The organism is Kitasatospora sp. NPDC058243, from assembly GCF_042882025.1.
Classification (GTDB): domain Bacteria; phylum Actinomycetota; class Actinomycetes; order Streptomycetales; family Streptomycetaceae; genus Kitasatospora.
The window spans coordinates 6,903-32,290 of record NZ_JBHVWW010000087.1 but is presented as its reverse complement, the minus strand read 5'-3'; the positions used below and the strand labels follow the sequence as shown (position 1 = coordinate 32,290).

Here is a 25,388-nt window from a genome sequence, read left to right as displayed (position 1 = left end):
CCGCCGGCCAGCCCGGCGACCACCGCACCGACGTGCTGGCCTGCGAGCCGGTCGGCGGTCTGTTGCACGAGGCCGGCGAGTTCGTTCATGCCTTGAGCGTAGGGGTCCGCGACCTGCGAAGTCGTCCGCCGGAACGACGATTTCAACCGCCCTCCGCTGCTCCCGCAGGAGGACGCCCCCCACATGAGTACGCCCCGCTACGCTCGGCAGCGTACGGGCACCACGGTGTGATGACCGGTCCGGGCGTAGCGGGGCGCGTGGTGGGGCGGGGGCGAGCCGTCAGCAGCTCAGGTTGCCCCCGGGGACGGTGCCGAGGATCTGGACGAAGCTCTGGTACAGGCTGATCCGGTGCTGCATCTGGGCGGTGTTGTTGCCGTTGCACTCCAGCGAGCCGTTGATGCTGCGGATCGTCTCACCGAAGCCGTATCCGTTGACCATGGCGTTGTGCGCGGTCATGGTGCCCGGCCCGTTCTGGGTGTTCCAGTACCAGAGGCCGGTCTTCCAGGCCACCGCCGGGTCGGTCTGCACCAGGTTCGGATTGTTCAGCAGGTCGATGCCGAGCGCGTCGCCGGCGGCCTTGTAGTTGAAGTTCCAGCTCAGCTGGATCGGCCCGCGCCCGTAGTACGCGGCCTGCCCGGCCGGGCACCCGTACGGCTGCGAGGTGTCGCAGTAGTGCGGGTAGTTGGAGGTGTTCTGCTCGACCACGTACACCAGTCCGCCGGTCTCGTGGCTGACGTTGGCGAGGAACGCGGCGGCCTCCTGCCGGCGCACGGTGTCGCTGCCGGTGGCCGCGAAGCCGGGGTAGGCGCCGAGCGCGTCGAGCAGGCCCTGGTAGGTGTAGAAGGAGTTCCGGCCCGGGAACATCTGGTCGAACTGGGCCCGGCTGACCGGGAATCCGCCCGGGTTGGGCGGCTGGGTCGAGCCGCAGCCGTACGGCTCCCAGTACCAGGTGCTGATGACCGGGTCGTAGCCCGGGTTGTCGTGGGTGGCGCGGTAGTAGCCGCCGTTGGTGTACCGGACGATGTCGCCGGCGACGTAGGCGCGGCCGGCGACCCAGGCGGGGTAGTTGCAGGTGCCGGACGTCGGGGTCGGCGTCGGGTCGGTGGACCCGCCGCAGGAGCCCTGGTCGGCCCAGACCCCGGTGCCGCCGGTGCTCGGGGGCTCGTTCTGGGTCCACCACTTGGCGTTCCAGTTGTGCCCGTTGTACGAGACGGCCGCGCCGCCGGTGTAGGCGGTGGCCGCGCTCCACGGCGTGCCGCAGGCGGCGGCGCTGGCGGAGGCGGGGAGGAGCACCGCGACCGCCAGCGCCGTGACCACGGCGGAGAGCAGCGCGAGCAGGCGTTTCATTGACACGTCATCACCCCTTGTGCGGTGGGGGCCGCACGTCGTCGTGACAGGGACTTGAGCGGGGCAGGGGAGCCGGGTCCCGTGCGGGGGTGCGCCAGGGGGGCGGCCGACCGGGGTGTGGGCCGGTGCGGGGCCGTGAAGGCGACTCAAGCGGAGTGTTCTATACCTGTCAAGAGAGTGGGTGAAACCGGCTCACAAATGCGGTGCGCACGCCCCCGGCGCCCCTGCGAGCCCCATCGGCCCCCGACCCGCCCCCTTCAGCCCCCGAGCGCCGCCCGCAGCCGGGCCGCGACCTCCGCCGCCCCCGCTTCGTCCGGGTACTTCCCCCGCGGCCAGAAGAAGCCGCGCAGCCCGTCCTTCGGATTGCGCGGCACCACGTGGACGTGCAGATGCGGCACCGACTGGCTGATCCGGTTGTTCGCCGCCACGAAGCTGCCCGCCGCGCCCAATCCGCGCTCCACCGCGGCGGCCACCCGCTGCACCTGGAGGAAGAACGGCCCCACCTCGGCGGCCGGCAGGTCCGCCAGGGTGCGGCGGTGGGTGCGCGGGACGACCAGCACGTGGCCGGGGAACAGCGGCCGCCGGTCCAGGAAGGCCACCGCCGCCTCGTCGTCCAGCACTCGGTGCGCGGGCTCCTCGCCCGCCACCACCGCACAGAAGACGCAGTCCATCCGTCCATTCAATCCACCGGCGGCCGCCCCGGCACTTCCGCGATCGCGCGGTTGCGGGGCGTCACCCGTCCGGCCGCCGAGCAGGTGCGGCCGCCCGGTCGGGGGGCGCACGGTGCTGGAGGGGGTCGACCAGAGGCGCGCCGCGCGCCGTACGAGGAGGTGGCCCGATGGCGGGCAAGTTCGAGGTCTACGAGGACGCCGGCGGCAAGTACCGGTTCCGGCTCAAGGCGGGCAACGGCGAGATCGTCGCCACCGGCCAGGGCTACTCCAGCAAGGAGGCCGCCCACAAGGGCGTCGAGGCCGTCCAGCGGGCGGCCAGCGACGCTCCGGTGGTGGACGTGCCCAAGGCCGCCTGAGCACGCCGAGCGCCGAGCACCGAGCACCGAGCGCGCCACGCCCGCCCGCACCGTTCGTCACTCGTAGCGGTAGAGCAGCGCCTCCCGCTCGGTCTGCTCGATCATCTCGACGGTCAGCGACTCGTCCCGCAGGTGCGAGAGGGTGATCTCGGCCGAGGTCGGCTGCGCGTCCTTGGCCGGCCAGTTCTCCGGCTTCCACGCCGAGCCGCGCAGGAAGGCCTTCGGGCAGTGCGCGTACACCTCCTCGACGGCCACCACGATCGCGCTGCGCGGGGGCTTGCCGACGGCGGTCAGCTGCCGCAGCAGCTCCGGGTCGGTGGAGATGCAGGCCCGCCCGTTGACCCGCAGCGTGGTGTCCCGGCCCGGGACGACGAAGAGCAGCCCGATCCGGCCGTTCTCCAGGATGTTGTGCAGGGTGTCCAACCGCTTGTTGCCGGTGGCGTCCGGGATGGCCAGGGTGTGCTCGTCGAGGACGGAGACCACCCCGGCCGGCCCGCCGCGCGGGGAGACGTCGCAGCGCCCGGCGGCGTCCGAGCTCGCCACGAACACCAGCGAGGAGCAGGCGATCAGCCGCCGCGCGACCTCGTGCAGGTGGTCGACCTGCTTGCGGCGCGCGTGCTCGCCGGGCTGCTCGTAGATCTCGCGCAGCTGCGCCGGGTCGGTCAGCGCCCCTGCGCTGAGGGCGGCGAACAGGCTGCCCGGCATGTCCGGAGCGGTGGTTGACGCAATGACAGATTCCGGTGTGCTGGTCATACCGGAAATCTAGCCGAACCCCTTTCCGGAGCGCCTGGCCGCCGGGCGGTGCACCCCTCGGTAAAGCTTCCCCGCCACCCCTCCCCACCAGCGGTTTTACGCTGATAATGGGGCCAGGCGCTCCGCTCGGAGGTGGTGGTCGTGATCGTGAGGATCTGGGCCGGGCAGGTCCTGGCCGGTCGCATCGAGGAATTCTGTGTGCTGCTGACAACCCAGGTGATCCCGCAGCTCGGGCGGACCGACGGTTGCCTGGGCGGCGAACTGCTGCGCTCGGTGACCGAGGACGGACACCGGGTGCTCGTGGTGAGCCGCTGGCGCGACGAGGCGGCCCTGCGCGGGTACGCGGGGCCGATGTGGCGGATCCGGCCGGTCTGGTCGGAGGGCGAGCTGTGCTACCTCGCGCACCCGCCGGTGGTCACCCACTTCACGTCGATCGCCGCACCCGCCACGCTCTGACCGCACCCGCCGCGCTCCGGCCGTACCCACTACCCTCCGTACGTGCCTGCCACCCTCCGTAGGCGACCGCCACGTTGTGGGCGTCACCTACCACCCGGCCGCACATTCCCCGCATCCGCGTGAAACAGGCCACAGCGGAAGGCTCTCCCTGGCCTTGCGCGCGTCGTGGCAGAATGACCCCAACAGCAGTGACGTTCAGCGCACTCCGGGGTCGGTGAAAATCCGAACCGGCGGTTACAGTCCGCGACCCGTCCGCAGCCAGCGGCCGGTTGACCAGGTGAAATTCCTGGACCGACGGTTAAAGTCCGGATGGGAGGCGTGCGCGGGCGGACGAAGAGCAGTATCCGTGGTCCCCCGGTGGACCACGGCCAGGTGAACGGCGGGAGAGGTGTCTCCCGGGCCGGGCGAGCGATCTCCCGGCGGCCTCGGCATCCCGGCGACGGGTCGTGCCGTCGGCTCGCGCGCCGTTGCCCGTCCGTGTCATCTCCCATGCCGCCCCGGAGTCCGCGCCCCCAAGCGCGAGGAGAACCCGGGTGTTCACCGGCATCATCGAAGAGCTCGGCGAGGTCGTGTCGATCGAGGAGATCGGCGACTCCTCGCGAATCCGCCTGCGCGGCCCGGTGGTCTGTACGGGTGCGCGGCACGGCGACTCCATCGCGGTCAACGGCGTCTGCCTGACCGTCGTCGACAGCCCGGACCAACTGGCGGCCGATACGGGCGAGTTCAGCGCCGACGTGATGGCCGAGACGCTGCACCGATCCAGCCTCGGCGAGTTGAAGCCCGGCTCCCGGGTCAACCTGGAGCGCGCCATGGCGCTCGGCGACCGGCTCGGCGGCCACCTCGTCCAGGGCCATGTCGACGCCACCGGCACGCTGTTGGGCCGCGAGCCCGGCGAGCGCGACGCGGCCGGCGACCTGCGCTGGGAGGTGCTGCGCTTCTCGCTGCCCGACACCATCTCCCGCTACCTGGTGGAGAAGGGCTCGATCACGGTCGACGGCGTCAGCCTCACCGTGGTGGAGGCCGCCCGGGACAGCTTCACCGTCAGCCTCATCCCCACGACCCTCGCGCTGACCTCGCTCGGCGCCAAGGCCGTCGGCGAGAGCGTCAACCTCGAAGTGGACGTGCTCGCCAAGTACGTCGAGCGACTGCTCGACTCCCGCACCCTTCCCCCGACGATCGCCGGAGAGTCCAAGTGAACTGGCTCAGCGGAGAAGCGTTCACCGTCTTCGGCGAGCACGTGAAGTGGGCCGACATGTTCGGCAACCTGCTCGGCCTGGCCGGGCTGGCCTTCGGCTGGCGCCGCTCGGTCTGGAGTTGGCCGCTCCAACTCCTGTCCGGCGCCGTGCTGATCGCCGCCTACCTCGGGGGCCACGTCCCCGGCCTGATCGGCAAACAGCTGATCGTGCTCGTCACCGCCGCCTGGGGCTGGGCCCAGTGGCGGCGGGGCCGCCGGGACACCGGCACGATCGCCGTCCGCTTCGCCACCTGGCCGGAGCGGGCCGCCCTGGTGGTCGGCACCGCGGCCGGCACCGTCGCGCTGGCCTGGCTGTTCACGGCCCACCCCAGCCTGTCCTGGAGCCCCTGGTCGGACGCCTACATCTTCGTCGGCACGCTGGCCGCGATGGTCGCCCAGGCCCGTGGCTGGCTGGAGTTCTGGTTCGCCTGGATCGCCGTCGACGTGGTCGGCGTCCCGCTCGCCTTCAACAACGGCTACCCCTTCTCCGGCCTCACCTACTCGATCTACTTCGTCCTGGTGCTGCTCGGCCTGCGCTCGTGGTGGCTGAGCAGCCGTGAGCCGCGCGTCAACTCCGCCAACGTCCCGCAGGGAGCCACGGTATGACCGAGAACCACACCGCCGACCGCGACCGCGAGGTGGCACCCGAGCTCGTCCTCGACCCGGTCGAGCGCGCGATCGCCGACATCGCCCTCGGCCGCGCCGTGATCGTGGTCGACGACGAGGACCGTGAGAACGAGGGCGACATCGTCTTCGCCGCCTCCGCCGCCACCCCGGAGCTGATGGCCTTCACCATCCGCTACAGCTCCGGCGTGATCTGCGCCCCGCTGACCGGCGAGGAGCTGGACCGGCTCAAGCTGCCGCCGATGACCCAGGTCAACGAGGACCGCAAGGGCACCGCGTACACCGTCTCGGTGGACGCCCGGGAGGGGGTCGACACCGGCATCTCCGCCGCCGACCGCGCCCGCACCGTCCGGCTGCTGTCCTCGCCCGGCACCGAGCCCGGCGACCTCACCCGCCCCGGGCACGTGTTCCCGCTGCGCGCGGTGGAGGGCGGCGTGCTGGTGCGCCCCGGCCACACCGAGGCCGCCGTCGACCTGGCCCGGCTCGCCGGACTGCCGCCGGCCGGTGCGATCGCCGAGGTGGTCAACGACGACGGCACCATGGCCCGGCTGCCCGAGCTGGTCGCCTTCGCCCGCGAGCACGGCCTCGCGATCATCTCCATCGAGGACCTGATCGCCTACCGCCGCCGCACCGAACTGCACGTCGACCGGGCCGCCGTGACCGCCCTGCCCACCGTCCACGGCGAGTTCACCGCGGTCGGCTACCAGGGCACCATCGACGGCGTCGAGCACATCGCGCTGGTGGCCGGCGGCCTCGGCGCCGACGGCCGGCTGCCCGAGGGCGAGGACGTCGTGGTCCGGGTCCACTCCGAGTGCCTGACCGGCGACGTCTTCGGCTCGCTGCGCTGCGACTGCGGCCCCCAGCTGGAGGCCTCGCTGCACAAGGTCGCCGAGTCCGGCCGCGGAGTGGTGCTCTACCTGCGCGGCCACGAGGGCCGGGGGATCGGCCTGGCCCACAAGCTGCGCGCCTACGAACTCCAGGAGCAGGGGCGCGACACCGTCGACGCCAACCTCGACCTCGGCCTGCCGGCCGACGCCCGCGACTACAGCATCGCGGCGCAGATGCTGGTGGACCTCGGCGTCCGCTCGCTCACCCTGCTCACCAACAACCCGGAGAAGCTCACCGCGCTCACCGAGCACGGCCTCAAGGTCAAGGGGCGCGAAGCGGTCGAGATCGCGCCGGGTGAGCACAACCTGCGCTACCTGCGCACCAAGCGTGACCGGATGGGCCACGACCTGCCCGGCCTCGACTCCTGAACCCACCCCGCGCCCCACGCACCACACCCCACACCCCACGCACCCCATGACGACGGACAGGAAGAACGAGCATGAGCGGCCACGGAGCCCCCGAGCTGACCATCGACGGCGCCGCCGACCTCAAGGTCGCCGTCGTCGCCGCCCAGTGGCACGACGTTGTGATGAACGGCCTGCTGGACGGCGCCCACCGGGCGCTCAAGGAACTGGGCGTCACCGAGCCGACCGTGCTGCGCGTCCCCGGCACCTTCGAGCTGCCGGTCGCCGCCAAGCGCCTCGCCGACCACGGCTACGACGCGGTCGTCGCCCTCGGCGTGGTGATCCGCGGCGGCACCCCGCACTTCGACTACGTCTGCCAGGCGGCCACCGCCGGCCTCACCCAGGTGAGCGTCGACACCGGCGTCCCGGTCGGCTTCGGCGTGCTGACCTGCGACAACGAGGAGCAGGCGCTCGACCGCGCCGGCCTGCCCGGCTCCGCGGAGGACAAGGGCCACGAGGCGGTCACCGCCGCCGTCGCGACCGCCGCGGTGCTGCGCGCCGCGCTCTGAGCGCACCGCCCCGACCCGGACCGTGGACGTCCAACGGACTGTCCACGGTCCGGGACCGTTTACCGCCGGTCAGCCCGCACGCCGTAAGGTGAGTCCCATCATGGCTTCGAAGACATTCGAGGAGCTCTTCGCCGAGCTCCAGCAGAAGGCCGCCACCGGCGACCCCTCGTCCTCCCGTACCGCGCAGCTCGCCCAGCAGGGCGTCCATGCGATCGGCAAGAAGGTCGTCGAGGAGGCCGCCGAAGTCTGGATGGCCGCCGAGTTCCAGACGGACGAGCAGACCGCCGAGGAGATCTCACAGCTCCTGTACCACGTTCAGGTGATGATGATCGCCCGCGGGCTGACGCTCGACGACGTCTACAAGTACCTCTAAACCCGAACCGCACGCCCCTCCCCACAGGTAAGGAACCAACCTCCCATGCTGCGCATCGCCGTCCCCAACAAGGGTTCGCTCTCGGGTCCCGCGGCGGAGATGCTCCATGAGGCCGGCTACCGCCAGCGGAAGGACCCCAAGGAGCTCGTCCTCGTCGACCCGAACAACGAGGTCGAGTTCTTCTTCCTGCGCCCGCGCGACATCGCCGTCTACGTCGGCTCCGGCCGCCTGGACGTCGGCATCACCGGCCGTGACCTGCTGCTGGACTCGCACTCCAACGCCGAGGAGGTGCTCGCGCTCGGCTTCGCCGCGTCGACCTTCCGCTTCGCCCGCCCCGAAGGCGTCGCCGTCGAGGACGTCAAGGGCCTGGAGGGCCTGCGGATCGCGACCTCCTACACCGGCCTGGTCGAGCAGCACCTCGCCGACCACGGCGTGAAGGCGACCGTCACCAAGCTGGACGGCGCGGTGGAGACCGCGGTGCAGCTGGGCGTCGCCGACGTGATCGCCGACGTGGTGGAGACCGGCACCAGCCTGCGCAACGCCGGCCTGGAGGTGTTCGGCGAGCCGATCCTGATCTCGGACGCCGTGGTGATCCGCCCCAAGGGCGCGGGCGAGGACACCCGGGTGGACCAGTTCCTGCGCCGCCTCCAGGGTGTGCTGGTGGCCCGCCGCTACGTGCTGATGGACTACGACATCCGCGCCGAGAAGGTCGGCGCCGCCGTGGCGCTCACCCCCGGCCTGGAGTCGCCGACCGTCTCCCCGCTGCACACCGAGGGCTGGGTGGCGGTGCGCTCGATGGTGCTCCGCAAGGAGGCCCAGCAGATCATGGACGACCTGTGGGCCATCGGCGCCCGGGCCATCCTGGTCACCAACATCCACGCCTGCCGCCTCTGACCGGCGCGGCGGCGACCTCGCCCGCCGTGGTGCGGGTAAGGAACGGTTGAATGGGGCGGGGACGCTGACCGGCGTCCCCGCCCTTCGTCTGGATCCGTCCGTTGCCCGGAACCGTCGTTCCCGGGAACGACCGTTCCCCCGAACCACCCCACCGGAGACCCCACGTGTCCACGCCGCCCGTCGAGTTCCCCGTCACCTGGGCGCCGCGCCGCACCCGCGCCGTGCTGCTGCCGGTCTGCGCGCTGCTGGTGGTGCTGTTCGCCGTGATGGCCGTGGCGCTCCCGGAGAACTGGCAGCTCAACGACCGGATCATGATGGCGGGCAGCGGCGTGCTGTTCGCGTGCGTGGGCCTGATGCTGGCCCGCCCCCGGGTGAGCGCCGACGCGCAGGGCGTGACGGTGGTCAACTTCGTCCGCAGCCGCCGGCTCACCTGGGCCGAGATCGTCCGGGTCAACTTCCGCCAGGGCGACCCGTGGGCCACCCTCGACCTGGCCGACGGCACCTCGCTCGCCGCGGTCGGCATCCAGTCCGGTGTCGGCAAGGACCAGGCGATCGCGCAGGCCCGTGCCCTGCGCGACCTGGTCGAGCACCACGCCAGGGCCTGAGCCCCGCGCCACCGCCGCCGCCGGTCGGCGCCCGCCCGTTCACACCGGCACCGCCCGCCCGCCGACGCCCGCTCCCGACACCCCGCCGGGCCCCGCCGGGCCTGCGAATCCTCGGCCCGGCGGGTCCGAACACTCTTCCTACCATCGTCCGGCTATGGTCTACGCTGGTAAAAGCAGGGCAAAACTTCCGTCCTGCCCGAAAGACGACTTGAGGAGTGACTTCCCCCCTCGATGGACGATCCGTCCGGTAGTACCTGCGCCGCCCACCTTCCTGTCAGCGGAAGGCAGGCGGCACTGTGATCACCGCCTGGCTGCTGTTGCTCGCAGCCCTCCTGCTGATCCTCGCCAACGGCCTGTTCGTGGCCGCCGAGTTCGCCTTCGTGACCGTCGAGCGCGGGGCGGTCGAACGCTCCGCCGGGGCCGGCGACGCCAAGTCCGCCCGCGTCTCCCGGGCCCTGCGGCACCTCTCGTTCGAACTCTCCGGCGCCCAGCTCGGCATCACCGTCACCTCGCTGGTGGTCGGCATGCTCGCCGAGCCGGCGCTGTCCACCCTGCTCAGCCCCGTCATGACCGGGATCGGCGTGCCCGAGTCGGCCGCCCGCGGCGTCGCCGTGGTCGTCGGCATGGTGCTCGCCACCGTGGTGCAGATGGTGATCGGCGAGCTGGTCCCGAAGAACTGGGCGATCTCCCGCCCGCTCCAGGTGGCCCGCGCGGTCGCCGCCCCGCACATGGCCTTCTCCTTCGCCTGCCGCCCGCTGATCAGCTTCCTCAACGGGGCGGCCGACCGGACGGTCCGCGCCTTCGGCGTCGAGCCGCAGGAGGAGCTGGACCACGCCCGGACCCCGGCCGAACTGGTCTCGCTGGCCCGCCACTCGGCCAAGGCCGGCGCGATAGACGAGGAGTCGGCGACCCTGTTCGTCCGCACCCTGGGCCTGGGCGAGCTGACCGCCGAGTCCGTGATGACCCCGCGGATCGACGTCGCCTCCCTCCAGAGCGACGCCACCGCCTCCGACGTGATCAACCTGACCCGGGCCACCGGCCTGTCCCGCTTCCCGGTCTACACCCACAGCTTGGACGAGGTCACCGGCATCGTGACCCTCAAGGACGCCCTCGCCGTCCCGGCCGCCCGGCGCGGCCTGGTCCGGGTGGGCGAGCTCACCTCGCCGCCGCTGCTGGTGCCCGAGACCCTGCCCGCCGAGCGGCTGCTCGACCAGCTGCGCCGCCTCCAGCCGATGGCCATCGTGGTCGACGAGTACGGCGGCACCGCCGGCGTCGTCACCGTCGAGGACATCGTCGAGGAGATCGTCGGTGAGGTGCAGGACGAGCACGACCCCGCCGACCGCCCCGAGCTGCTCCCGCTGCCCCCGGTGAACGGCCTGCCGGCCTGGGAGGCCGAGGGCCGCGCCCGGATCGACCAGCTGGAGGCGATCGGCCTGATCGCCCCGGACGGCCCGTACGAGACGCTGGCCGGCCTGGTCTCCGACCTGCTCGGCAAGCTGCCCGAGGTCGGCGAGCAGGCGGAGCTGCCGGGCTGGCGCTTCACCGTGACGGGTGTCGACCGGCACCGCACCAGCCAGGTCCGGGTCGAGCGCACCAGCGCGCCGGCCTCGTTCGGAGACGACCAGGAGAACGCCCGATGACCGCGCTCCAACTGGCCGTCGCCGTCCTGCTCCTGCTCGGGAACGCCTTCTTCGTCGGCGCCGAGTTCGCCGTCGTCTCGGTGCGCCGCAGCCAGATCGAGCCGCTCGCCGAGGCCGGCCACAAGCGTGCCCGCACCGTGCTGCACGCGCTGTCCAACGTGTCCGCGATGCTGGCCGCCGCCCAGCTCGGCATCACCGTCTGCTCGCTGGGCCTCGGCGCCCTGGCCGAGCCGACCATCGCCAGTCTGCTGGAGGGCCCGTTCCACGCGATCGGCGTCCCGTCCGGTCTGATGCACCCGCTCTCGTACGGCATCTCGCTGGCCGTCGTGGTCTTCCTGCACATGGTGATCGGCGAGATGGTGCCCAAGAACATGGCCATGGCGGGCCCGGAGAAGGCCGCGCTCTGGCTCGGCCCGCCGCTGGACCGGCTGGCCCGCTGGCTGGCCCCGGTGATCAGCCTGCTGAACGCCATCGCCAACGGTGTGCTGCGGCTGTTCCGGGTCGAGTCCAAGGACGAGGTCGAGTCGGTGTTCACCACCGAGCAGCTGATGTACCTGCTGGTCGACTCCCGGGACGCCGGCCTGCTCGACGAGGGCCGCCAGGAGCGTCTGGAGGACGCCCTGGAGCTGGGCCACCGCCCGGTCACCGAGGTGCTGCTCAAGCCCGAGCAGCTCGTCACCGTGGACACCAAGGTGACCGCCGCGGAGGTCGAGGAGCTCGCCCTGCGCACCGGCTTCTCGCGCTTCCCGGTCACCGACGGCGACCCGGCCGGCCACGGCTACCTGGGCTACCTGCACCTCAAGGACATCCTCGACGTGGAGGACCCGTCCGCGCCCGTCCCGGCCCGGCTGTGGCGTCCGATCACGGTGCTGCGCGGCAGCCTCCCGCTGGACGACGCGCTCGGTGCGATGCGCCGGGCGACCTGCCACCTGGCCGCCGTGCTGGACCAGGACGGCCGCACGCTCGGTGTGGTCATGCTGGAGGACGTGCTGGAGGAGCTGGTCGGCGAGATGCACGACCCGGACCACCGCTCCGCCGCCTGAGGTTGCCCCTTTCGCTGACGGCGTGTCCGCTGCGGGCGATTCTGCTCTCAGCGTGCAGCCGTTCCCATGCCGGCCACCCTGGGCGCAGGGTGGTCGGCATGAGGCTTCTCCTGCTGGGTGGAACGAATTTCGTCGGACGGGTCGTCGCCGAGGAGGCGCTGTCCAGGGGATGGGAGGTGACGGCCCTCAACCGCGGTACGCAGCCCGCGCCCGCGGGCGTGACCGCGCTGCTGGGCGACCGCACCGCCGAGGGCGGGCTGGCGACGCTGGCCACGGGGGAGTGGGACGCGGTGGTGGACACCTGGTCCGGAGCCCCGACGGCGGTGCGCGACAGCGCCCGCCTGCTGGCCGGCCGGGTCGGCCACTACGGGTACGTCTCCAGCCGGTCGGTGTACGACTACCCGCTGGCGCGCGGGGCGGACGAGTCGGCGAAGGTGGTCGGGTCGTCCCCGGACGCCGAGGGCGAGGTGCCCTACGCCGAGGCCAAGCGCGGCGCCGAACTGGCCCTGGAGGCGGAGTTCGGTGGGCGCGCCCTGCTCGCCCGGGCCGGGCTGATCCTCGGCCCGCACGAGAACATCGGCCGGCTGCCCTGGTGGCTGAACCGGATCGCCCGGGGCGGCCCGGTGCTCGCCCCCGGCCCGTACGACCTGCCGCTGCAGTACATCGACGTCCGCGACCTCGCGAGCTGGCTGCTGGACGCGGCGGCGGCCCGGCTCGGCGGCGCGTGCAACGTGGTCAGCCCGGCGGGCCACACCACGATGGGCGAGCTGCTGGAGGCCTGCGTGCGGGTCACCGGCTCGGACGCGGACCTGCGCTGGACCGACCCCGAGCGCATCCTGGCGGCCGGCGTCGAGCCCTGGACGGAGCTGCCGATCTGGCTGGCGCCCGGCGAGCTGAACGACTTCCTGCACGGCGCGTCCGTGGACCGGGCGGTCGCCGCCGGGCTGCGCTGCCGGCCGGTGGGCGAGACGGTCGAGGACACCTGGACCTGGCTGCGGTCGATCGGCGGCGTCGCCCCGCAGCGCGCCGACCGGCCGAAGGTCGGCCTCGACCCCGAGCGCGAGGCCGAGCTGCTCCGGGGCTGAGCCCGGCGCGATCCCGGCGTGATCCCGGGGAGCTGGTCTCAGCCGCGGCCGTCGATCAGCTCCCCGTAGGCCTGGACGAGGTCGGGCAGGCGCAGGGTCGCCAGGTCCTCCCGGCCCGGCGGCTCGCGCAGCAGCGAGAGCCGCAGGTCCCGGTAGGCGCAGGACTTCTCGTACAGGGTGCGGATGAACCGGCCGTTCCCGAGTTCGTCGATCCAGCCCTCGCGGACCACGTGGGTGCAGATGCTGGCCAGTTCCTCGGCCGCGTCCTCGTCCCAGCCGTCGCCGTCCCGGCCGGCCAGCGCGGCGCCGATCGCGGTCAGCTCGTTCGGGCGGTAGCTGGGGAAGTCGACCCGGGTGGTGAAGCGGGAGTTGAGGCCGGGGTTGGTGGCGAGCAGCCGGTTCATGCCCTCGGGATAGCCGGCCAGGATCACCACCAGGCGGTCGCGGTTGTCCTCGGCGCGTTTCAGCAGCACCTGGAGGGCCTCGTCGCCGTAGGCGTCGCCCTTGGTGTAGCCGGAGTTGGAGAGGCTGTACGCCTCGTCGATGAACAGCACGCCGTCCAGTGCCGAGTCGATCAGCTCGTTCGCCTTGACCGCGGTCTGGCCAAGGAACTCGCCGACCAGGTCGGCCCGTTGGGCCTCCACGAGGTGGTCGCCGGAGAGCAGTCCGAGGGCGTGGAAGACCCGGCCGAGGATCCGGGCCACGGTGGTCTTGCCGGTGCCGGAGGGGCCGGAGAAGACGAAGTGGCGCTTGGGCGGCTGGACCGGCAGGCCCTGCGCGGCCCGGAGTCTGGACATCCGCAGCTGCGCCGACAGCGCCCGCACCTGGCGCTTGACCGGCTCCAGGCCCACCATCAGCGAGAGTTCCGCCAGCGCCGCGTCCAACTCGCGCTCGTCGTCGACCGGTTGGGCGGCGGGAAGCGGAGCGGTGCGGGGCTGGGCCTCGGCGCGGACCGGCGCCGGCAGCGGGGCGGCGGAGCCGCCCGGCGAACCCGACCGCTCGCCGGCCGCCTGCGGCGCCGGGCCGGCCGTGGAGCCGTCGCCCGGGCCGGGCCCCGTGAGGAACCCGACCCCCTCGACGAATCCGACCCCGCCGGTGTACCCGGCGCCCTCGGTGAACCCGGCGCTCTCGGTGAACCCGGGGGCCGCGTCGCCGAAGCCCCCCGCCGTGGCGTACCCGTTCCCGTCCTGGAAGTCCGTCTCGTCCGCCTCGTCCATCTCGTCCGGCTCGGTGTCCTCGTACCCGGCCGCCCGCCCGCCCGACGGCAGGCCGCCGTCCAGCAGGGCGTCCGGCAGGTCGTCCGCCAACCCGTCCTCCGCCGCGATCGCGGCCAGCCGCGCGGCGGTGTCCATGAACACCGGATCGGCCCGGTGCACCGCCCGGTAGAGCGGCAGCGCGGCCGCACTGCGCCCGGCCCCCTCGTACGCCCGGGCCAGCCAGTACCGCAGCTCCTTGCGCTGGGGCTGCTCGGAGCGGCAGCGGGCCAGCGAGGCGGCCAGCGGTGCCTGCGCCTGGGCGCACATGTCCAGCCGGACCCGTGCCATGCCGGCGAACAGCCCGGCCTCGATGCCGAGCAGCGGGTCGTCCAGCAGCCGGTCGGTGTCCCGGATCAGCTGCTCCCAGTCCTTGAGCAGATAGGACCGGCAGGCGTACAGGAACTGGGCGGACGGGTCCTCGCTGGGCGCCGGGCACTGCTCCAGCGCCCGGTCCAGCTCGGCCAGGTGGCGGCCGTCCAGCCAGTGCGAGGCGTGCGCCAGCGCCAGGTCGCGGGCGTCCTCCAGGACGGGCTGCACCCACCAGCCCAGCCAGTACCAGGAACTGAGCGGGCGGCGGTGGCGCCGCCGCTGCTCGCCGAACCGCTTCTGGTTGCGGTACATGGCCAGCAGCGCCGCCGAGGTGTCGCTGCGCAGCGCGTGCAGGCCGAGCCAGGCGTCGGCCATGCCCGGGTCCAGCCGGACGGCCGCGCGGAACTCCTCCTCGGCACGGGCGTACGCGCCCGCCGTGTACGCGTCCATGGCACGCAGCCACGCGCGTTCGGCGAGCCGGTCCGGGCCGCCCGCGTTGCTGTCCGAACTGTCCACCGTCGTCACTCACGCCCCCCGCGGCTTGGCCCGGGGCTCGGTGGCAGGTCGCCTGCGTGCAGCCGGGCCGGTGGTCGAAAGCCCCCGGGCGCATCTGCGCCTGCGAGGAATCGTACCGGCGTGGCGCTGATCCGGAAGGGCGCCCACGGAGTCAAATGCGATCGTGTGAGCGGTCGTTGAGCGGGTGGGGGCCTGGGCCGGCGGCGGGGGAGCGCGATTCGGAAAGGACCGGACGGCGCCCCCGGCTCACGGGGGAACAAGTCGGGGACGCCGGGTCCGAGGCGGCCGGAACATCCCGTTCCGGCGGCTGAGGAGAACCTAAATCCTGGTGACAGTGCAGGTCAAGGGCTTGTTGAAGGTTCACCCACGGTGCCCGGCGTGATTCGTCCGGTCACCCCGTCGACTCGCGTCCCGGCGAACGGACGGCTCGGATCCGCGGCGAAATGCGTCGATTCGGCCCGCGCCCAGCCGGCCCAGAACTCGGCCAGATCCGGCCCGTCCCGCTGCTCGCCGCGCCGCCGGGCCGAGGCGGCGTCCAACTCCAGCCAGATCACCCGGGCCAGCCACGGCCGCACCGCCCGCCGCCCGGCGCCGACGCCCTCCACCAGCACCACCGGGGCGACCGGCACCGCGGCCGTGCCCGCGAAGCGGCGCAGCGTCCAGTCGTACACCCGGTACGCACCGTCCCGGCCGGCCGCCAGCGGCTCCAGCACCTGTTCGCGCAGCCGCCCGGTCCAGCCGAAGGGCTCGGCGTGGGTGGCCAGGTCGTCGAGGTGGACCACCGGCGCCCCGCCGAGCGCCGCCGCCAGCCGCCCGGCGAAGGTCGTCTTGCCCGAGCCCGCGTGCCCGTCCACCGCGACCAGCCGCACCGGCCCGCAGGAGGGCGGCAGCGCGCGCAGCTCCGCCGCGAGCGAGGCCACCGCGTCGCCGGGAACGGGCGAAAGGGCGGGGGCGAGGGGTCGGGAAGCAGCCACAACGGCAACCCTACGGTGCCGTAGCCCACCAGTCCGTCCAGTTACTCCTGGGTGATCGTGACGGCGGCGCCGGTTTCCGGCATACTCGCATCGCCATGCCTGTGAACGGCCGTTCACCGTAATCCGGTGCCGGTCGGGCCGACCTGCCACACCCGCGCCGGACCAGCCACACCACGCTCCGGTGCCCGATCGAGGAGGCGACCGCCGCCATGACCCCGTCCCCAGTGAAAGCCGTGGAGCGCCAGCTGCCCAGCGAGGAGGCCCACGAGCTGCTGAGCCTCACCCGGGACCTGGTCCAGCGCGAGCTGCAGCCCCGCGCGGCCGAGGACGAGGCCGCCGACCGCTTCCCGCGAGAGGTCTTCCGCACCCTCGGCGAGGCCGGCCTGCTCTCCCTCCCCTACGACGAGAAGTACGGCGGCGGCGGGCAGCCCTACGAGGTGTACCTGCAGGTGCTGGAGGAGCTGGCGGCCGGCTGGCTGGCCGTCGGCCTCGGGGTGAGCGTGCACACCCTCTCCTGCCACGCGCTGGCCGGCTTCGGCACCGAGGAGCAGCGCGGCCGGTGGCTGCCCGGAATGCTCTCCGGCGAGCAGCTCGGCGCCTACTGCCTCTCCGAACCGCAGTCCGGCTCGGACGCGGCCGCGCTGCGCACCCGCGCCGACCTCGATGGCGACGCGTACGTGGTGAACGGCACCAAGGCGTGGATCACCCACGGCGGCCGGGCGGACTTCTACAGCGCCCTGGTGCGCACCGGCGACGAGGGCTCCAAGGGCATCAGCTGCCTGCTCGTCCCGGGCGACGCACAGGGCCTGTCGGCCGCCCCGCCGGAGCACAAGATGGGCATGCGCTCCTCGCCGACCGCGCAGCTGCACTTCGACGGTGCCCGGGTCGCCCGCGACCGGCTGATCGGCGAGGAGGGCCAGGGCTTCCAGATCGCGCTCGCCGCACTGGACTCCGGCCGCCTCGGCATCGCCGCCTGCGCGGTCGGCGTCGCCCAGGCCGCGCTCGACCTCGCGGTCGACTACGCGCGCACCCGCCGCCAGTTCGGCCGCCCGATCGCCGAGTTCCAGGGCCTGTCCTTCATGCTCGCCGACATGGCCACCCAGATCGAGGCCGGGCGGGCGCTCTACCTGTCCGCCGCCCGGCTGCGGGACGCGGGCCTGCCGTTCTCCAAGGAGGCGGCGATGGCCAAGCTGTTCTGCACCGACGCCGTGATGCGGGTGACCACCGACGCGGTCCAGGTGCTCGGCGGCTACGGCTACACGCAGGACTTCCCGGCCGAGCGCTACATGCGCGAGGCGAAGGTGCTGCAGATCGTCGAGGGCACCAACCAGATCCAGCGCCTGGTGATCGGCCGCCACCTCACCAAGGGCTGAGCCCCCCACAAACGGCCTCCGGCCGTCACTCCAGGGTGCGGAGTGACGGCCGGAGGCGTCTTCGTCTCTGCGTCAACCCGCCTGCGCGGGCTGGCGGGTCAGCGCCGGACCAGGCGGCGGCGCTGCTCGGGGATGGCCGAGATGACGGGGACGGCCGGGGCGACGACGGCGGTCCGCGTCGGCCGGTGCGCCACCGCGTGCGAGAACGGCTGGGTGCGCCAGTCGAGTTCGGTGGGGAGCCTGAACAGCGCGTCGAGCCCGGCCGGCTGGTCGTCCTCCGGGGTCTCCACCTCGGCGAGGTCGTCGGTCGGCGTGCCCGAACCCGGGCACAGCGCGGGGGCGAAGGGGTTCCAGGCGGTCGGCAGCAGCGCGTGCTGCGGCAGCCGCTCCTCGTCGGCCACCAGGGCGATCGGGCGGCGGCACTCGGGGCAGTGCACCCGGAAGATGTCCCAGGTCTCGGCCTCGCCCGGGTCGATGCCCGGGACGTGGCCGTGATCGACCGCGAGGTCGTCGCGGCCGGTCGTATCGTCGGTCTCGTCGGCGCCCAGGGCACGCTGGTCAGTCGGCATGAGGATCCCCCTCGGATCGGGCCCGGCGTGGTCGCCCGGGGCCACAACCAGCACTTCCCTCCGATTCGGGCTCATAACCCTGCGGTCCGGTGCACCGTGATGCACCGGGTGTGTCCTTGGCCACATCCACTGCCACATTCGCCTGGCATTTGCCCGCGTGACACCTGCGGGCACCCGATGTGACACCGCGTGCGCCCCCCGTGCCCCCGACCGGGTAGGTTTGCGCACTGTGGAGGATCTCGACCAACGCATCGTCCAGCTGCTCCTAGAGGACGGCCGGATGAGCTACACGGACCTGGGCAAGGCCACCGGCCTGTCCACCTCGGCGGTGCACCAGCGGGTGCGCCGCCTCGAACAGCGCGGGGTGATCCGCGGCTACACCGCGATCATCGACCCCGACGCCGTCGACCTGGCGCTGACCGCGTTCATCTCGGTCAAGCCCTTCGACCCCAGCGCCCCGGACGACACCCCCGAACGGCTGGCCGGCCTGCCCGAGATCGAGGCCTGCCACAGCGTCGCCGGCGACGAGAACTACATCCTCAAGGTGCGCGTCGGCGCCCCCGGCGACCTGGAGGACCTGCTCGCCCGCATCCGCAGCGCCGCCGGCGTCTCCACCCGCACCACCGTCGTCCTCTCCACCCCCTACGAAGCGCGACCCCCGAAGCTCTGAGGACGAACCCCGCAGGTGCAGACTTAGCGGCATGACCGAACGCACCCCACGGACCGTCCTGCTGCGCGGCGGCGCCGTCTACAGCCCCGCCGACCCCTTCGCCACCGCGATGCTCGTCGAGGGCGAGCACATCGCCTGGGTCGGCAGCGACGGCGCCGCCGAGGCGTACGCCGCCGCAGCCGACGAGATCGTCGAGCTGGACGGCGCCCTGGTCACCCCCGCCTTCGTCGACGCCCACGTGCACGCCACCGCCACCGGCCTGGCGCTCACCGGCCTCGACCTCACCGGCAGCCCCTCGCTGGCCGCAGCCCTCGCCGCCGTCACCGCCTTCGTCGACGCCCGCCCCGAGCCCGGCGGGGTGCTCATCGGCCACGGCTGGGACGAGACCGGCTGGCCCGAGGGCCGCCCGCCCACGCTCGCCGAACTCGACGCCGCCGCCCGCGGCGCCGCGCTCTACCTCTCCCGCACCGACGTGCACTCCGCGCTCGCCACCACCGCGCTGCGCAGCCTCGCCCCCGGCCTGGCCGAGCGCCCCGGCCACACCGCCGACGGCCCGCTCACCAAGGACGCCCACCACGCCGTCCGGCAGACCGCGCTCGCCCACCTCACCCCCGAGCAGCGCGGCCGCGCCCAGCGCGCCACCCTCGCCCGCGCCGCCGAACTCGGCATCGGCGCGCTGCACGAGTGCGCCGGCCCGGAGATCTCCTCCGAGGCCGACCTGGCCGCCCTGCTGGCCCTCGCCGCCGAGGGTGAAGGGCCCGAAGTCTTCGGCTACTGGGGCGAGTTGGGCGGCACCGAGACGGCCCGCCGGCTCGGCGCGGTGGGCGCCGGCGGCGACCTCTTCGCGGACGGCGCGCTGGGCTCGCACACCGCCTGCCTGCACACCCCCTACGCCGACGCCGAGCACACCGGCACCGCCTACCTGACCGCCGAGCAGGTCGCCGACCACGTCGCCGCCTGCACCGAGGCCGGGCTCCAGGCCGGCTTCCACGCCATCGGCGACGCGGCCGTGGCCGCTGTCCTGGACGGCGTCCGGGCGGCCGGGGAGCGGGTCGGCGCCGGGCGGGTCCGGGCGCTGCGCCACCGCGTCGAGCACGCCGAGGCGCTGGACGACAAGTCCGTCGCCGCCTTCGCCGAGCTCGGCCTCACCGCCTCCGTCCAGCCCGCCTTCGACGCCGCCTGGGGCGGCCCGGACGGCATGTACGTCCAGCGCCTCGGCGCCGAGCGGGCCGCCAGGCTCAACCCCTTCGCCGCCCTGCTGCGGGCCGGCGTGCCGCTGGCTTTCGGCTCGGACGCCCCGGTCACCCCGCTCGACCCCTGGGGCACCGTCCGCGCGGCCGCCTTCCACCAGACCCTGGACCACCGGATCTCCGTCCGCGCGGCCTTCACCGCACACACCCGCGGCGGCTGGCGCGCGATCGGCCGCGACCAGGACGGCGTACTCGTGCCCGGCGCCGTCGCCAGCTACGCGATCTGGGCCGCCGACGAACTGGTCGTCCAGGCCCCCGACTCCCGGGTGGCGGGCTGGTCCACCGACCCGCGCTCCGGCACCCCGGGCCTGCCCGACCTCACCCCCGGCCACCCGCTGCCGGCCTGCCTGCGCACCGTCGTCCGAGGCCGCACCGTCCACCTGGCCGCCGAGTAGCGCCGAGCAGGCCCGCGTGGCGCAAGCTGAAGCGGCGGCCGGCCGGCCCACAGGCCCCCAGGACGACCGCCCCGCCGACTTCACTGTCTCCCGCGAGCTGCCCGCCCCGGACTTCCACCCGGAACCCCTGGGCGAGCAGCACGACGCCTCCGACGGGGGCGTGTGCGGCAAGGCCCGCCGGGCCGTGAGCCGCTGACCCTGCTACCACCCTGACCTCACGCTTCCCTGACCGTCCGGGGTACCTTCTTCGGACAGCGTCCGAACAGCAAGATCCAGGAAGATGGTGCGCCGGTGGCCATGCCCGTCACCCAGGAGCGGCCCGGGGCCGCACCCGAACCGGCGGAGTCGGCGCCCAGGCCCGGCCGGGCCGCCCGCGCCGTCGCCAAGGTCCGGGCGGGCCTTCCCCGCACCGGCCTCGCGGCCCTGGCGGGTCTGCTGCTCGCACTCGCCTTCCCGCCCTTCGACCTGTGGCCGCTGTCGCTGCTCGGCGTCGCCGCGCTGTCCCTGCTCACCCGGGGCCGCACCGTCCGCCAGGCGGCCTGGACGGGCTTCGCCTTCGGCCTGCCGTTCTTCCTGCTGCTGCTCAGCTGGCTGCGGGTGGTCGGCTGGGACGCGACGGTCGGCCTGTCGGTCGTGGAGGCGCTGTTCCTGGCCGTCCTCGGCGGCGGCCTGGCCCTCACCTCCCGGCTGCCGGCCTGGCCGCTCTGGGCGGCCTGCCTGTGGATCACCCAGGAGTGGGCGCGCGACCGGCTGCCGTTCGGCGGCTTCCCGTGGGGGCGGCTGGCCTTCGCCAACACCGCGACCCCGTTCACGCCGCTGGCCGCGCTCGGCGGCGCACCGCTGGTGACCTTCGCGGTCGCCCTCTCGGGCGCCCTGCTCGCCGGCGCCGTGCTGCGCCTGCGCGGGCCGCGTAAGACGCCCCGGGCCGCCGCGCTGGCGGGGCTGGGCGCGGTGGCCGCGCTGCTGGCCGGGTACCTGGTGCCGGTGCCGACCGCGCCGGCCGACACCGTCAAGGTCGCCATCGTCCAGGGCAACGTGCCCAACCCGGGCATGGACTTCCTGGGCCGCCCGATGATGGTCCTCAACAACCACGCGGTGGCGACCGAGCGGCTGGCCGCGGACATCGCCGCCGGCAAGGTCGAGCGCCCCGACATCGTGATCTGGCCGGAGAACTCCTCCGACCTGGACCCGTTCAGCGACCCGCTCGCCTACCAGCGCATCGACCAGGCCGTGAAGACGGTCGGCGTGCCCACCCTGGTCGGTACCCTGGTGGACGGCCCGGACGCGCAGCACGTCCAGAACGAGGGCATCGTCTGGGACCCGAAGACCGGCCCCGGCGCCTCCTACACCAAGCAGCACCCCGTCCCGTTCGGCGAGTACGTGCCGTTCCGCGCCCAGCTGATGAAGGTGATCACCCGCCTCCAGCGGGTCGCCCGGGACTTCTACCCCGGTGACCACAACGGCGTCATGCAGCTCGGCCCGGCCCGGATCGGCGACGTGATCTGCTTCGAGGTCGCCTACGACGAGATCGTCCGCGACACCGTGGACAGCGGCGCCCGCGTCCTGGTGGTCCAGACCAACAACGCGACCTATGCCAAGACGGGCCAGCCCGAGCAGCAGCTCGCGATGAGCCGGCTGCGTGCGGTCGAGCACGGCCGGGCCGTGCTGATCGCCGCCACCAGCGGCATCAGCGCGGTGATCGCCCCGGACGGCACGGTCCAGCAGCGCACCGAGGAGCTGACCGCGGCCGAGCTGTCGGCGGTCGTCCCGCTGCGCGACGGCACCACGGTCGCCGACCGGGTCGGCGCCGCGCCGGAGTGGACGCTGGCCCTCGCAGGCCTGCTGGCCTGCGGCGCGGGCGTGCTGGTCGGCCGCCGACGGAAGTCCGGCGCCGGAACACCGGCCGCCGGGGAATCGTTGGACCAGGTGGTGCCGTAGCCGGCCCGGACCTCCCGTGCGGCGCGCAGAGCACTGCTTGGAGTGGATTCGTACCGTGACCCAGCAAGCTACCCCCGCCCGTCCGGCCCCGCGCGGCAAGCTCCGCCGGGTGCTGCCGCTGCTGATCACCGCCTGGCTGGTGCTGGAGATCTGGCTGCTGGTCCAAGTGGGCTCGTGGCTGGGTGGATTCGTCGTCGTGCTGCTGCTCATCGCGGGCGCGCTGATCGGCGGTTCGCTGATCAAGCGGGCCGGGCTGAAGGCGCTGTCCGCGGCGATCGAGCAGAGCAAGGACCCGAAGTCCGAGCAGCCCCAGACCGGCACCAGTCTGACGGTGCTGGCGGGCCTGCTGCTGATCGTCCCGGGCTTCCTGTCGGACCTGGTGGCGCTCACCCTGCTGTTCCCGCCCACCCGGGCGCTCTGGCGGGCCGGTGGCCGCCGGGTGGCCGACAAGGCGCTGCGCAGCACCGTCGCCGCCGGGGCGGACCCGTTCGCGGACGCGATGCGGCTGCAGGAGCAGCTGCGCATCCACCGCCCGGACGGCAAGGTGATCCAGGGCGAGGTGGTGGAGCCAGGCGACGGCCCGCGCGGTCCGCAGGGCCCGGACACCACGTACCGCCCGCCGATCTCGGGCTGACCGCCCCTCCCGTCCCGCGTTCCCGTCCCGCGTTCCCGTCCCGGGGAACGCGAGGCGGGAACGCGAAAGGGACCCTGGTGACCAGGGTCCCTTTTCGCGTCCTCCCGCCGTGGCGGGAGCGAGGTCAGGCGCTCTTGCGGGTGTCCCGCGGGTGCACCGCGAGGTTCATTCCGCCGGAGCGGAGCACGGCCAGTCGCTCGGCCAGTACCTCCTCCAGTTCCTCACGGGTCCGGCGCTCCATCAGCATGTCCCAATGGGTACGCGTCGGCTTGACCTTCTTCTCTTCCGGCTCGTCGCCGTCGAGAAGTACCGCCTCCTGGCCACAGAAGCGGCATTCCCAGGCCTGGGGGATCTCCGCCTCGACCGAGAAAGGAACCTCGAATCGGTGTCCGTTCTGACATGCATACTCGACGGTCTGGCGGGGAGCCAGATCGATACCGCGGTCGGTCTCGTAGCTAGTGGCCCCGAGTCGCGTGCCGCGGAGAGCTCGCTCGCTCATGAATCGTGCCTCCCGGGCTTATAGCCCACAGGACTAGTGGTCGCTGTTCTTCGTCGTTCGGTCAACGCTCGGCTTCCGACGAAGATTCCCGTCCCGGGACATGCGTCGTCTGTCGTGCCGCCCCTGTTTGTACCCATCGGCGCCCGATTTGTCACATCTGGCCGTGGATATCACCCTAGGTGTCACCTATTTCACATCTGGTGATCGGTCGGCCTTTCCTGGACGAGCCTACCGGGACGGGATTCGACGAGCGCCGCCGCCCCCGTCCGCCGCGGTCAGGAGATCGGGCGGGAACGGATCATCGGCTCGCCCTTGGCGAGGTCGACCGGGTGGGCCCGGGGGGCCGGATCGGCCGGCAGGGCCACCGGCGGGCGCTCCGGCCGGGGCGGCAGGTCGGCGGCGGCCTCGGTGCGGGTGTCGCGGTGCGGCAGCAGGGCGATCACCGCGTCCCGCAGCTGGGCCGGGGCCTCCTCGTCCAGCGGGTCGACGGTGGCGGGCACCTGGAGCCGGACGGGGGTGCTGTTGCCGATCCGGGCGTAGCCGCGGCCGGCGGGGGCGTGCGCGGCGGGCACGATGTCCAGCGGCGCGCCGAGCACGGCGTGGCCCTCCTCGGGGCCGGCGGGGCCGAGCAGCACCCGGGCCCGGGTGGTGGAGCGCACGGTCGCGGTGATCCGGCCCCTGGCCTCGATGTCGTCGGCGATCACCACGGTGACGCGGGCGGCGCGGCCGTGCCGCAGCGGCAGCTCCAGCAGGTCCTGCGGGTCCGGGCGGCCCTCGGCGTGGGCGAGCTCGCTCAGCTCGGTCGGGTGGTCCAGGAGCAGCCAGAGCGGGCGGGTGGCGTCCTCGGGCGGCGCGGTGCCGGCGTGCCGGGCGGCGTTCAGCGCGGCGAGCCGGCGCTCGGTCTCCTGGGAGGCCCACTCCAGCGCGGCCAGCGCGCCGTGCAGGCTGGTCTCCACGGTGTGCACGCCGGGCCGGTTGACCAGGCAGGCGTGCTCCCCGGTGCCCGCGCCGTCGACCACCACCAGGTCCCCGTACGGGAGCGCCTGGAGCGCGATCGAGCGGATCAGGCTGGAGGTGCCGTAGCCGGTGACGCCGAGCGCCAGCAGGTGCGGCTCGGCCGAGCGCGGGCCGGTGCGCCAGACGACCGGCGGCTGCTGGGCGATCGTGCCGCCCTGGAAGACCGGGATGGTCCGGGCGGTGCCGTCCTCGTCGGTGAAGCCGAGCACGATCTCGCCGGGGGCGGCCACGAAGCGCTGGGCGACGATGTCGGCGGGCAGCGGGGTGAGCGCGGCGATCCGCAGCCGGTTGGACTCCTCGTCCCAGTCGAAGCGGTACTCCCGGGCCCGGCCGGCCTTGCCCTGGACGACCTGCTCGATCCGGGCCCGCGCGCTCGGCTCGGTGTCGGTGAAGTACGCCGGGTAGCCGAGTTCCAGCCGGGAGAGCCGGCCCTCGTCGTCGAACTCCCAGGAGCCGAAGGCGCGCTTGTAGTGGCCCTCGTAGTGGTACAGCGGGTTGGCGTCCTCGGGGCCGCACAGGTACGGGGTGAGCGCCGCGTAGAGCGCGCCGAGCTTGATGTCGGCGACGTCCGGGGCGGGCGGGGTGGGTGCCTGCTTGGGGGCCCGGCCGGTCCAGGCGGAGCTGGCCATCAGGGCGATCAGGGCGAACAGCAGGCCGTGCGGCAGCAGGTAGACGCCGACCAGCATCGCGGCGGAGAGGAACAGCGTCGGGCCGCGGCGCTCCTTCGGGGTGGCGTTCCAGCGGTCCTTGGCCCAGCCCGCGTGGTGGCGCAGTCCGCGGCCGATCACGGAGAGGGGGGCGAACATGTCGGAGGCGTGGTCCCCGGCGGTTCGGGCGATCTCGCGGCCCTTGCTGAGGTGGCGTTGGAGCGGCATTCCTTGACTCCCCGGGCGAGTGGGACGGGTCGGGTGGCGGGGGCGGAGCCGGTACGACGGGACCCGGGGCGGTGGGATCCGCGCCCGGGCCCGTGCGGGGGAGTGGCAGCGCCTGGAACGTGGGGCCTGGGGACTGTCTCGGCGGACCAGGACCCAAGAGTGTGTGGTTGCTTTCTTCTCGTTCCCGATGCTCGGTGGGTGTGCGGTCGGAGGGGTCGGCGCTAGCGACCT

Annotated in this window: 26 protein-coding genes and 1 riboswitch; of the genes, 18 read left to right on the top strand and 8 right to left on the bottom strand. The window is 73.4% G+C overall.

What is annotated here, in order from left to right; translation table 11 throughout:
- Positions 1 to 279 precede the first annotated feature (279 nt).
- Both ACFVX9_RS36025 and ACFVX9_RS36020 read right to left on the bottom strand, forming a co-directional pair.
- Entirely contained in the window at positions 280 to 1,347 is a 1,068-nt protein-coding gene (locus ACFVX9_RS36025; protein ID WP_387986070.1) for a glycoside hydrolase family 19 protein, read from the bottom strand.
- A gap of 257 nt (positions 1,348 to 1,604) precedes the next feature.
- Complete coding sequence (locus ACFVX9_RS36020; RefSeq protein WP_380483079.1) at positions 1,605 to 2,018, bottom strand: HIT family protein; 414 nt, start codon at positions 2,016 to 2,018, stop codon at positions 1,605 to 1,607.
- A gap of 167 nt (positions 2,019 to 2,185) precedes the next feature.
- On the opposite strand from ACFVX9_RS36020, the gene ACFVX9_RS36015 reads away from it, so the two are divergent.
- Complete coding sequence (locus ACFVX9_RS36015; protein WP_063346479.1) at positions 2,186 to 2,374, top strand: DUF1508 domain-containing protein; 189 nt, start codon at positions 2,186 to 2,188, stop codon at positions 2,372 to 2,374.
- Between the two features lie 57 nt (positions 2,375 to 2,431).
- Here ACFVX9_RS36015 and ACFVX9_RS36010 read toward each other — a convergent pair whose 3' ends face one another.
- On the bottom strand, positions 2,432 to 3,127 hold the full coding sequence (locus ACFVX9_RS36010) for an MSMEG_1061 family FMN-dependent PPOX-type flavoprotein (RefSeq protein WP_387986061.1): 696 nt from the start codon (positions 3,125 to 3,127) through the stop codon (positions 2,432 to 2,434).
- A 141-nt stretch (positions 3,128 to 3,268) separates the two neighbouring features.
- Here ACFVX9_RS36010 and ACFVX9_RS36005 point away from each other — a divergent pair, with 141 nt between their 5' ends.
- From ACFVX9_RS36005 to ACFVX9_RS35955, 11 genes are all read left to right on the top strand, one after another.
- Complete coding sequence (locus ACFVX9_RS36005) at positions 3,269 to 3,583, top strand: antibiotic biosynthesis monooxygenase (RefSeq protein WP_159398348.1); 315 nt, start codon at positions 3,269 to 3,271, stop codon at positions 3,581 to 3,583.
- 197 nt (positions 3,584 to 3,780) lie between these two features.
- Positions 3,781 to 3,908, top strand: a riboswitch (FMN riboswitch).
- Positions 3,909 to 4,116: 208 nt separating this feature from the next.
- Positions 4,117 to 4,779 (top strand): riboflavin synthase, encoded by a 663-nt coding sequence (locus ACFVX9_RS36000; protein WP_380483083.1) that lies wholly within the window; start codon positions 4,117 to 4,119, stop codon positions 4,777 to 4,779.
- A 56-nt stretch (positions 4,780 to 4,835) separates the two neighbouring features.
- A complete protein-coding gene (locus ACFVX9_RS35995) occupies positions 4,836 to 5,423 on the top strand; it encodes a nicotinamide riboside transporter PnuC (protein WP_380483154.1) in 588 nt (195 codons plus the stop codon).
- Positions 5,420 to 6,697: a bifunctional 3,4-dihydroxy-2-butanone-4-phosphate synthase/GTP cyclohydrolase II gene (locus ACFVX9_RS35990; protein ID WP_380424032.1), complete on the top strand. Its 1,278-nt coding sequence runs from the start codon at positions 5,420 to 5,422 to the stop codon at positions 6,695 to 6,697. Before ACFVX9_RS35995 ends, ACFVX9_RS35990 begins: the two co-directional genes overlap by 4 nt.
- 71 nt (positions 6,698 to 6,768) lie before the next feature.
- Positions 6,769 to 7,242 carry a 6,7-dimethyl-8-ribityllumazine synthase gene (gene ribH, locus ACFVX9_RS35985; protein ID WP_063346473.1) on the top strand — a complete coding sequence of 158 codons (474 nt, stop codon included), beginning with the start codon at positions 6,769 to 6,771 and terminating at the stop codon, positions 7,240 to 7,242.
- Positions 7,243 to 7,342: 100 nt separating this feature from the next.
- On the top strand, positions 7,343 to 7,615 hold the full coding sequence (locus ACFVX9_RS35980) for a phosphoribosyl-ATP diphosphatase (RefSeq protein ID WP_063346472.1): 273 nt from the start codon (positions 7,343 to 7,345) through the stop codon (positions 7,613 to 7,615).
- A 45-nt stretch (positions 7,616 to 7,660) separates the two neighbouring features.
- The gene (gene hisG / locus ACFVX9_RS35975) at positions 7,661 to 8,509 is read left to right on the top strand and encodes an ATP phosphoribosyltransferase (RefSeq protein ID WP_363369700.1); all 849 of its coding nucleotides are present in this window, start codon (positions 7,661 to 7,663) and stop codon (positions 8,507 to 8,509) included.
- A 164-nt stretch (positions 8,510 to 8,673) separates the two neighbouring features.
- Positions 8,674 to 9,114 (top strand): PH domain-containing protein, encoded by a 441-nt coding sequence (locus tag ACFVX9_RS35970; protein WP_380483086.1) that lies wholly within the window; start codon positions 8,674 to 8,676, stop codon positions 9,112 to 9,114.
- A 296-nt stretch (positions 9,115 to 9,410) separates the two neighbouring features.
- Positions 9,411 to 10,754 (top strand): hemolysin family protein, encoded by a 1,344-nt coding sequence (locus tag ACFVX9_RS35965; RefSeq protein WP_380376522.1) that lies wholly within the window; start codon positions 9,411 to 9,413, stop codon positions 10,752 to 10,754.
- Entirely contained in the window at positions 10,751 to 11,797 is a 1,047-nt protein-coding gene (locus ACFVX9_RS35960; RefSeq protein WP_063346468.1) for a hemolysin family protein, read from the top strand. Before ACFVX9_RS35965 ends, ACFVX9_RS35960 begins: the two co-directional genes overlap by 4 nt.
- Before the next feature lie 98 nt (positions 11,798 to 11,895).
- The gene (locus ACFVX9_RS35955) at positions 11,896 to 12,882 is read left to right on the top strand and encodes an NAD-dependent epimerase/dehydratase family protein (RefSeq protein ID WP_387986052.1); all 987 of its coding nucleotides are present in this window, start codon (positions 11,896 to 11,898) and stop codon (positions 12,880 to 12,882) included.
- Between the two features lie 38 nt (positions 12,883 to 12,920).
- Here ACFVX9_RS35955 and ACFVX9_RS35950 read toward each other — a convergent pair whose 3' ends face one another.
- Positions 12,921 to 14,897, bottom strand: a complete 1,977-nt coding sequence (locus ACFVX9_RS35950) for an AAA family ATPase (RefSeq protein ID WP_387986066.1) — start codon at positions 14,895 to 14,897, stop codon at positions 12,921 to 12,923.
- A 407-nt stretch (positions 14,898 to 15,304) separates the two neighbouring features.
- A complete protein-coding gene (locus tag ACFVX9_RS35945) occupies positions 15,305 to 15,937 on the bottom strand; it encodes a uridine kinase (RefSeq protein ID WP_380376516.1) in 633 nt (210 codons plus the stop codon).
- A gap of 209 nt (positions 15,938 to 16,146) precedes the next feature.
- Here ACFVX9_RS35945 and ACFVX9_RS35940 point away from each other — a divergent pair, with 209 nt between their 5' ends.
- Positions 16,147 to 17,310, top strand: a complete 1,164-nt coding sequence (locus tag ACFVX9_RS35940) for an acyl-CoA dehydrogenase family protein (RefSeq protein ID WP_380493832.1) — start codon at positions 16,147 to 16,149, stop codon at positions 17,308 to 17,310.
- 98 nt (positions 17,311 to 17,408) lie between these two features.
- On the opposite strand, the gene ACFVX9_RS35935 is transcribed toward ACFVX9_RS35940, so the two are convergent.
- Positions 17,409 to 17,879, bottom strand: a complete 471-nt coding sequence (locus tag ACFVX9_RS35935; RefSeq protein WP_208869051.1) for a hypothetical protein — start codon at positions 17,877 to 17,879, stop codon at positions 17,409 to 17,411.
- A 229-nt stretch (positions 17,880 to 18,108) separates the two neighbouring features.
- Here ACFVX9_RS35935 and ACFVX9_RS35930 point away from each other — a divergent pair, with 229 nt between their 5' ends.
- The 5 genes from ACFVX9_RS35930 to fxsA all read left to right on the top strand — a co-directional run bounded on the left by ACFVX9_RS35930 (position 18,109) and on the right by fxsA (position 22,766).
- Positions 18,109 to 18,549 carry an Lrp/AsnC family transcriptional regulator gene (locus ACFVX9_RS35930; RefSeq protein WP_045694655.1) on the top strand — a complete coding sequence of 147 codons (441 nt, stop codon included), beginning with the start codon at positions 18,109 to 18,111 and terminating at the stop codon, positions 18,547 to 18,549.
- Positions 18,550 to 18,580: 31 nt separating this feature from the next.
- The gene (locus tag ACFVX9_RS35925) at positions 18,581 to 20,194 is read left to right on the top strand and encodes an amidohydrolase (protein ID WP_387986047.1); all 1,614 of its coding nucleotides are present in this window, start codon (positions 18,581 to 18,583) and stop codon (positions 20,192 to 20,194) included.
- A 16-nt stretch (positions 20,195 to 20,210) separates the two neighbouring features.
- Positions 20,211 to 20,390, top strand: a complete 180-nt coding sequence (locus tag ACFVX9_RS35920) for a hypothetical protein (protein ID WP_387986044.1) — start codon at positions 20,211 to 20,213, stop codon at positions 20,388 to 20,390.
- 101 nt (positions 20,391 to 20,491) lie between these two features.
- Entirely contained in the window at positions 20,492 to 22,132 is a 1,641-nt protein-coding gene (gene lnt, locus ACFVX9_RS35915) for an apolipoprotein N-acyltransferase (protein WP_380376509.1), read from the top strand.
- A 55-nt stretch (positions 22,133 to 22,187) separates the two neighbouring features.
- Entirely contained in the window at positions 22,188 to 22,766 is a 579-nt protein-coding gene (gene fxsA / locus ACFVX9_RS35910) for an FxsA family membrane protein (RefSeq protein ID WP_063346461.1), read from the top strand.
- Positions 22,767 to 22,890: 124 nt separating this feature from the next.
- Here the strand turns inward: fxsA and ACFVX9_RS35905 are convergent, their stop codons facing one another.
- Together ACFVX9_RS35905 and ACFVX9_RS35900 are read right to left on the bottom strand one after the other, a co-directional pair.
- Positions 22,891 to 23,265: an RNA polymerase-binding protein RbpA gene (locus ACFVX9_RS35905; RefSeq protein ID WP_030306127.1), complete on the bottom strand. Its 375-nt coding sequence runs from the start codon at positions 23,263 to 23,265 to the stop codon at positions 22,891 to 22,893.
- A gap of 275 nt (positions 23,266 to 23,540) precedes the next feature.
- Positions 23,541 to 25,157: a hypothetical protein gene (locus ACFVX9_RS35900; protein ID WP_387986040.1), complete on the bottom strand. Its 1,617-nt coding sequence runs from the start codon at positions 25,155 to 25,157 to the stop codon at positions 23,541 to 23,543.
- Positions 25,158 to 25,388: the final 231 nt, after the last annotated feature.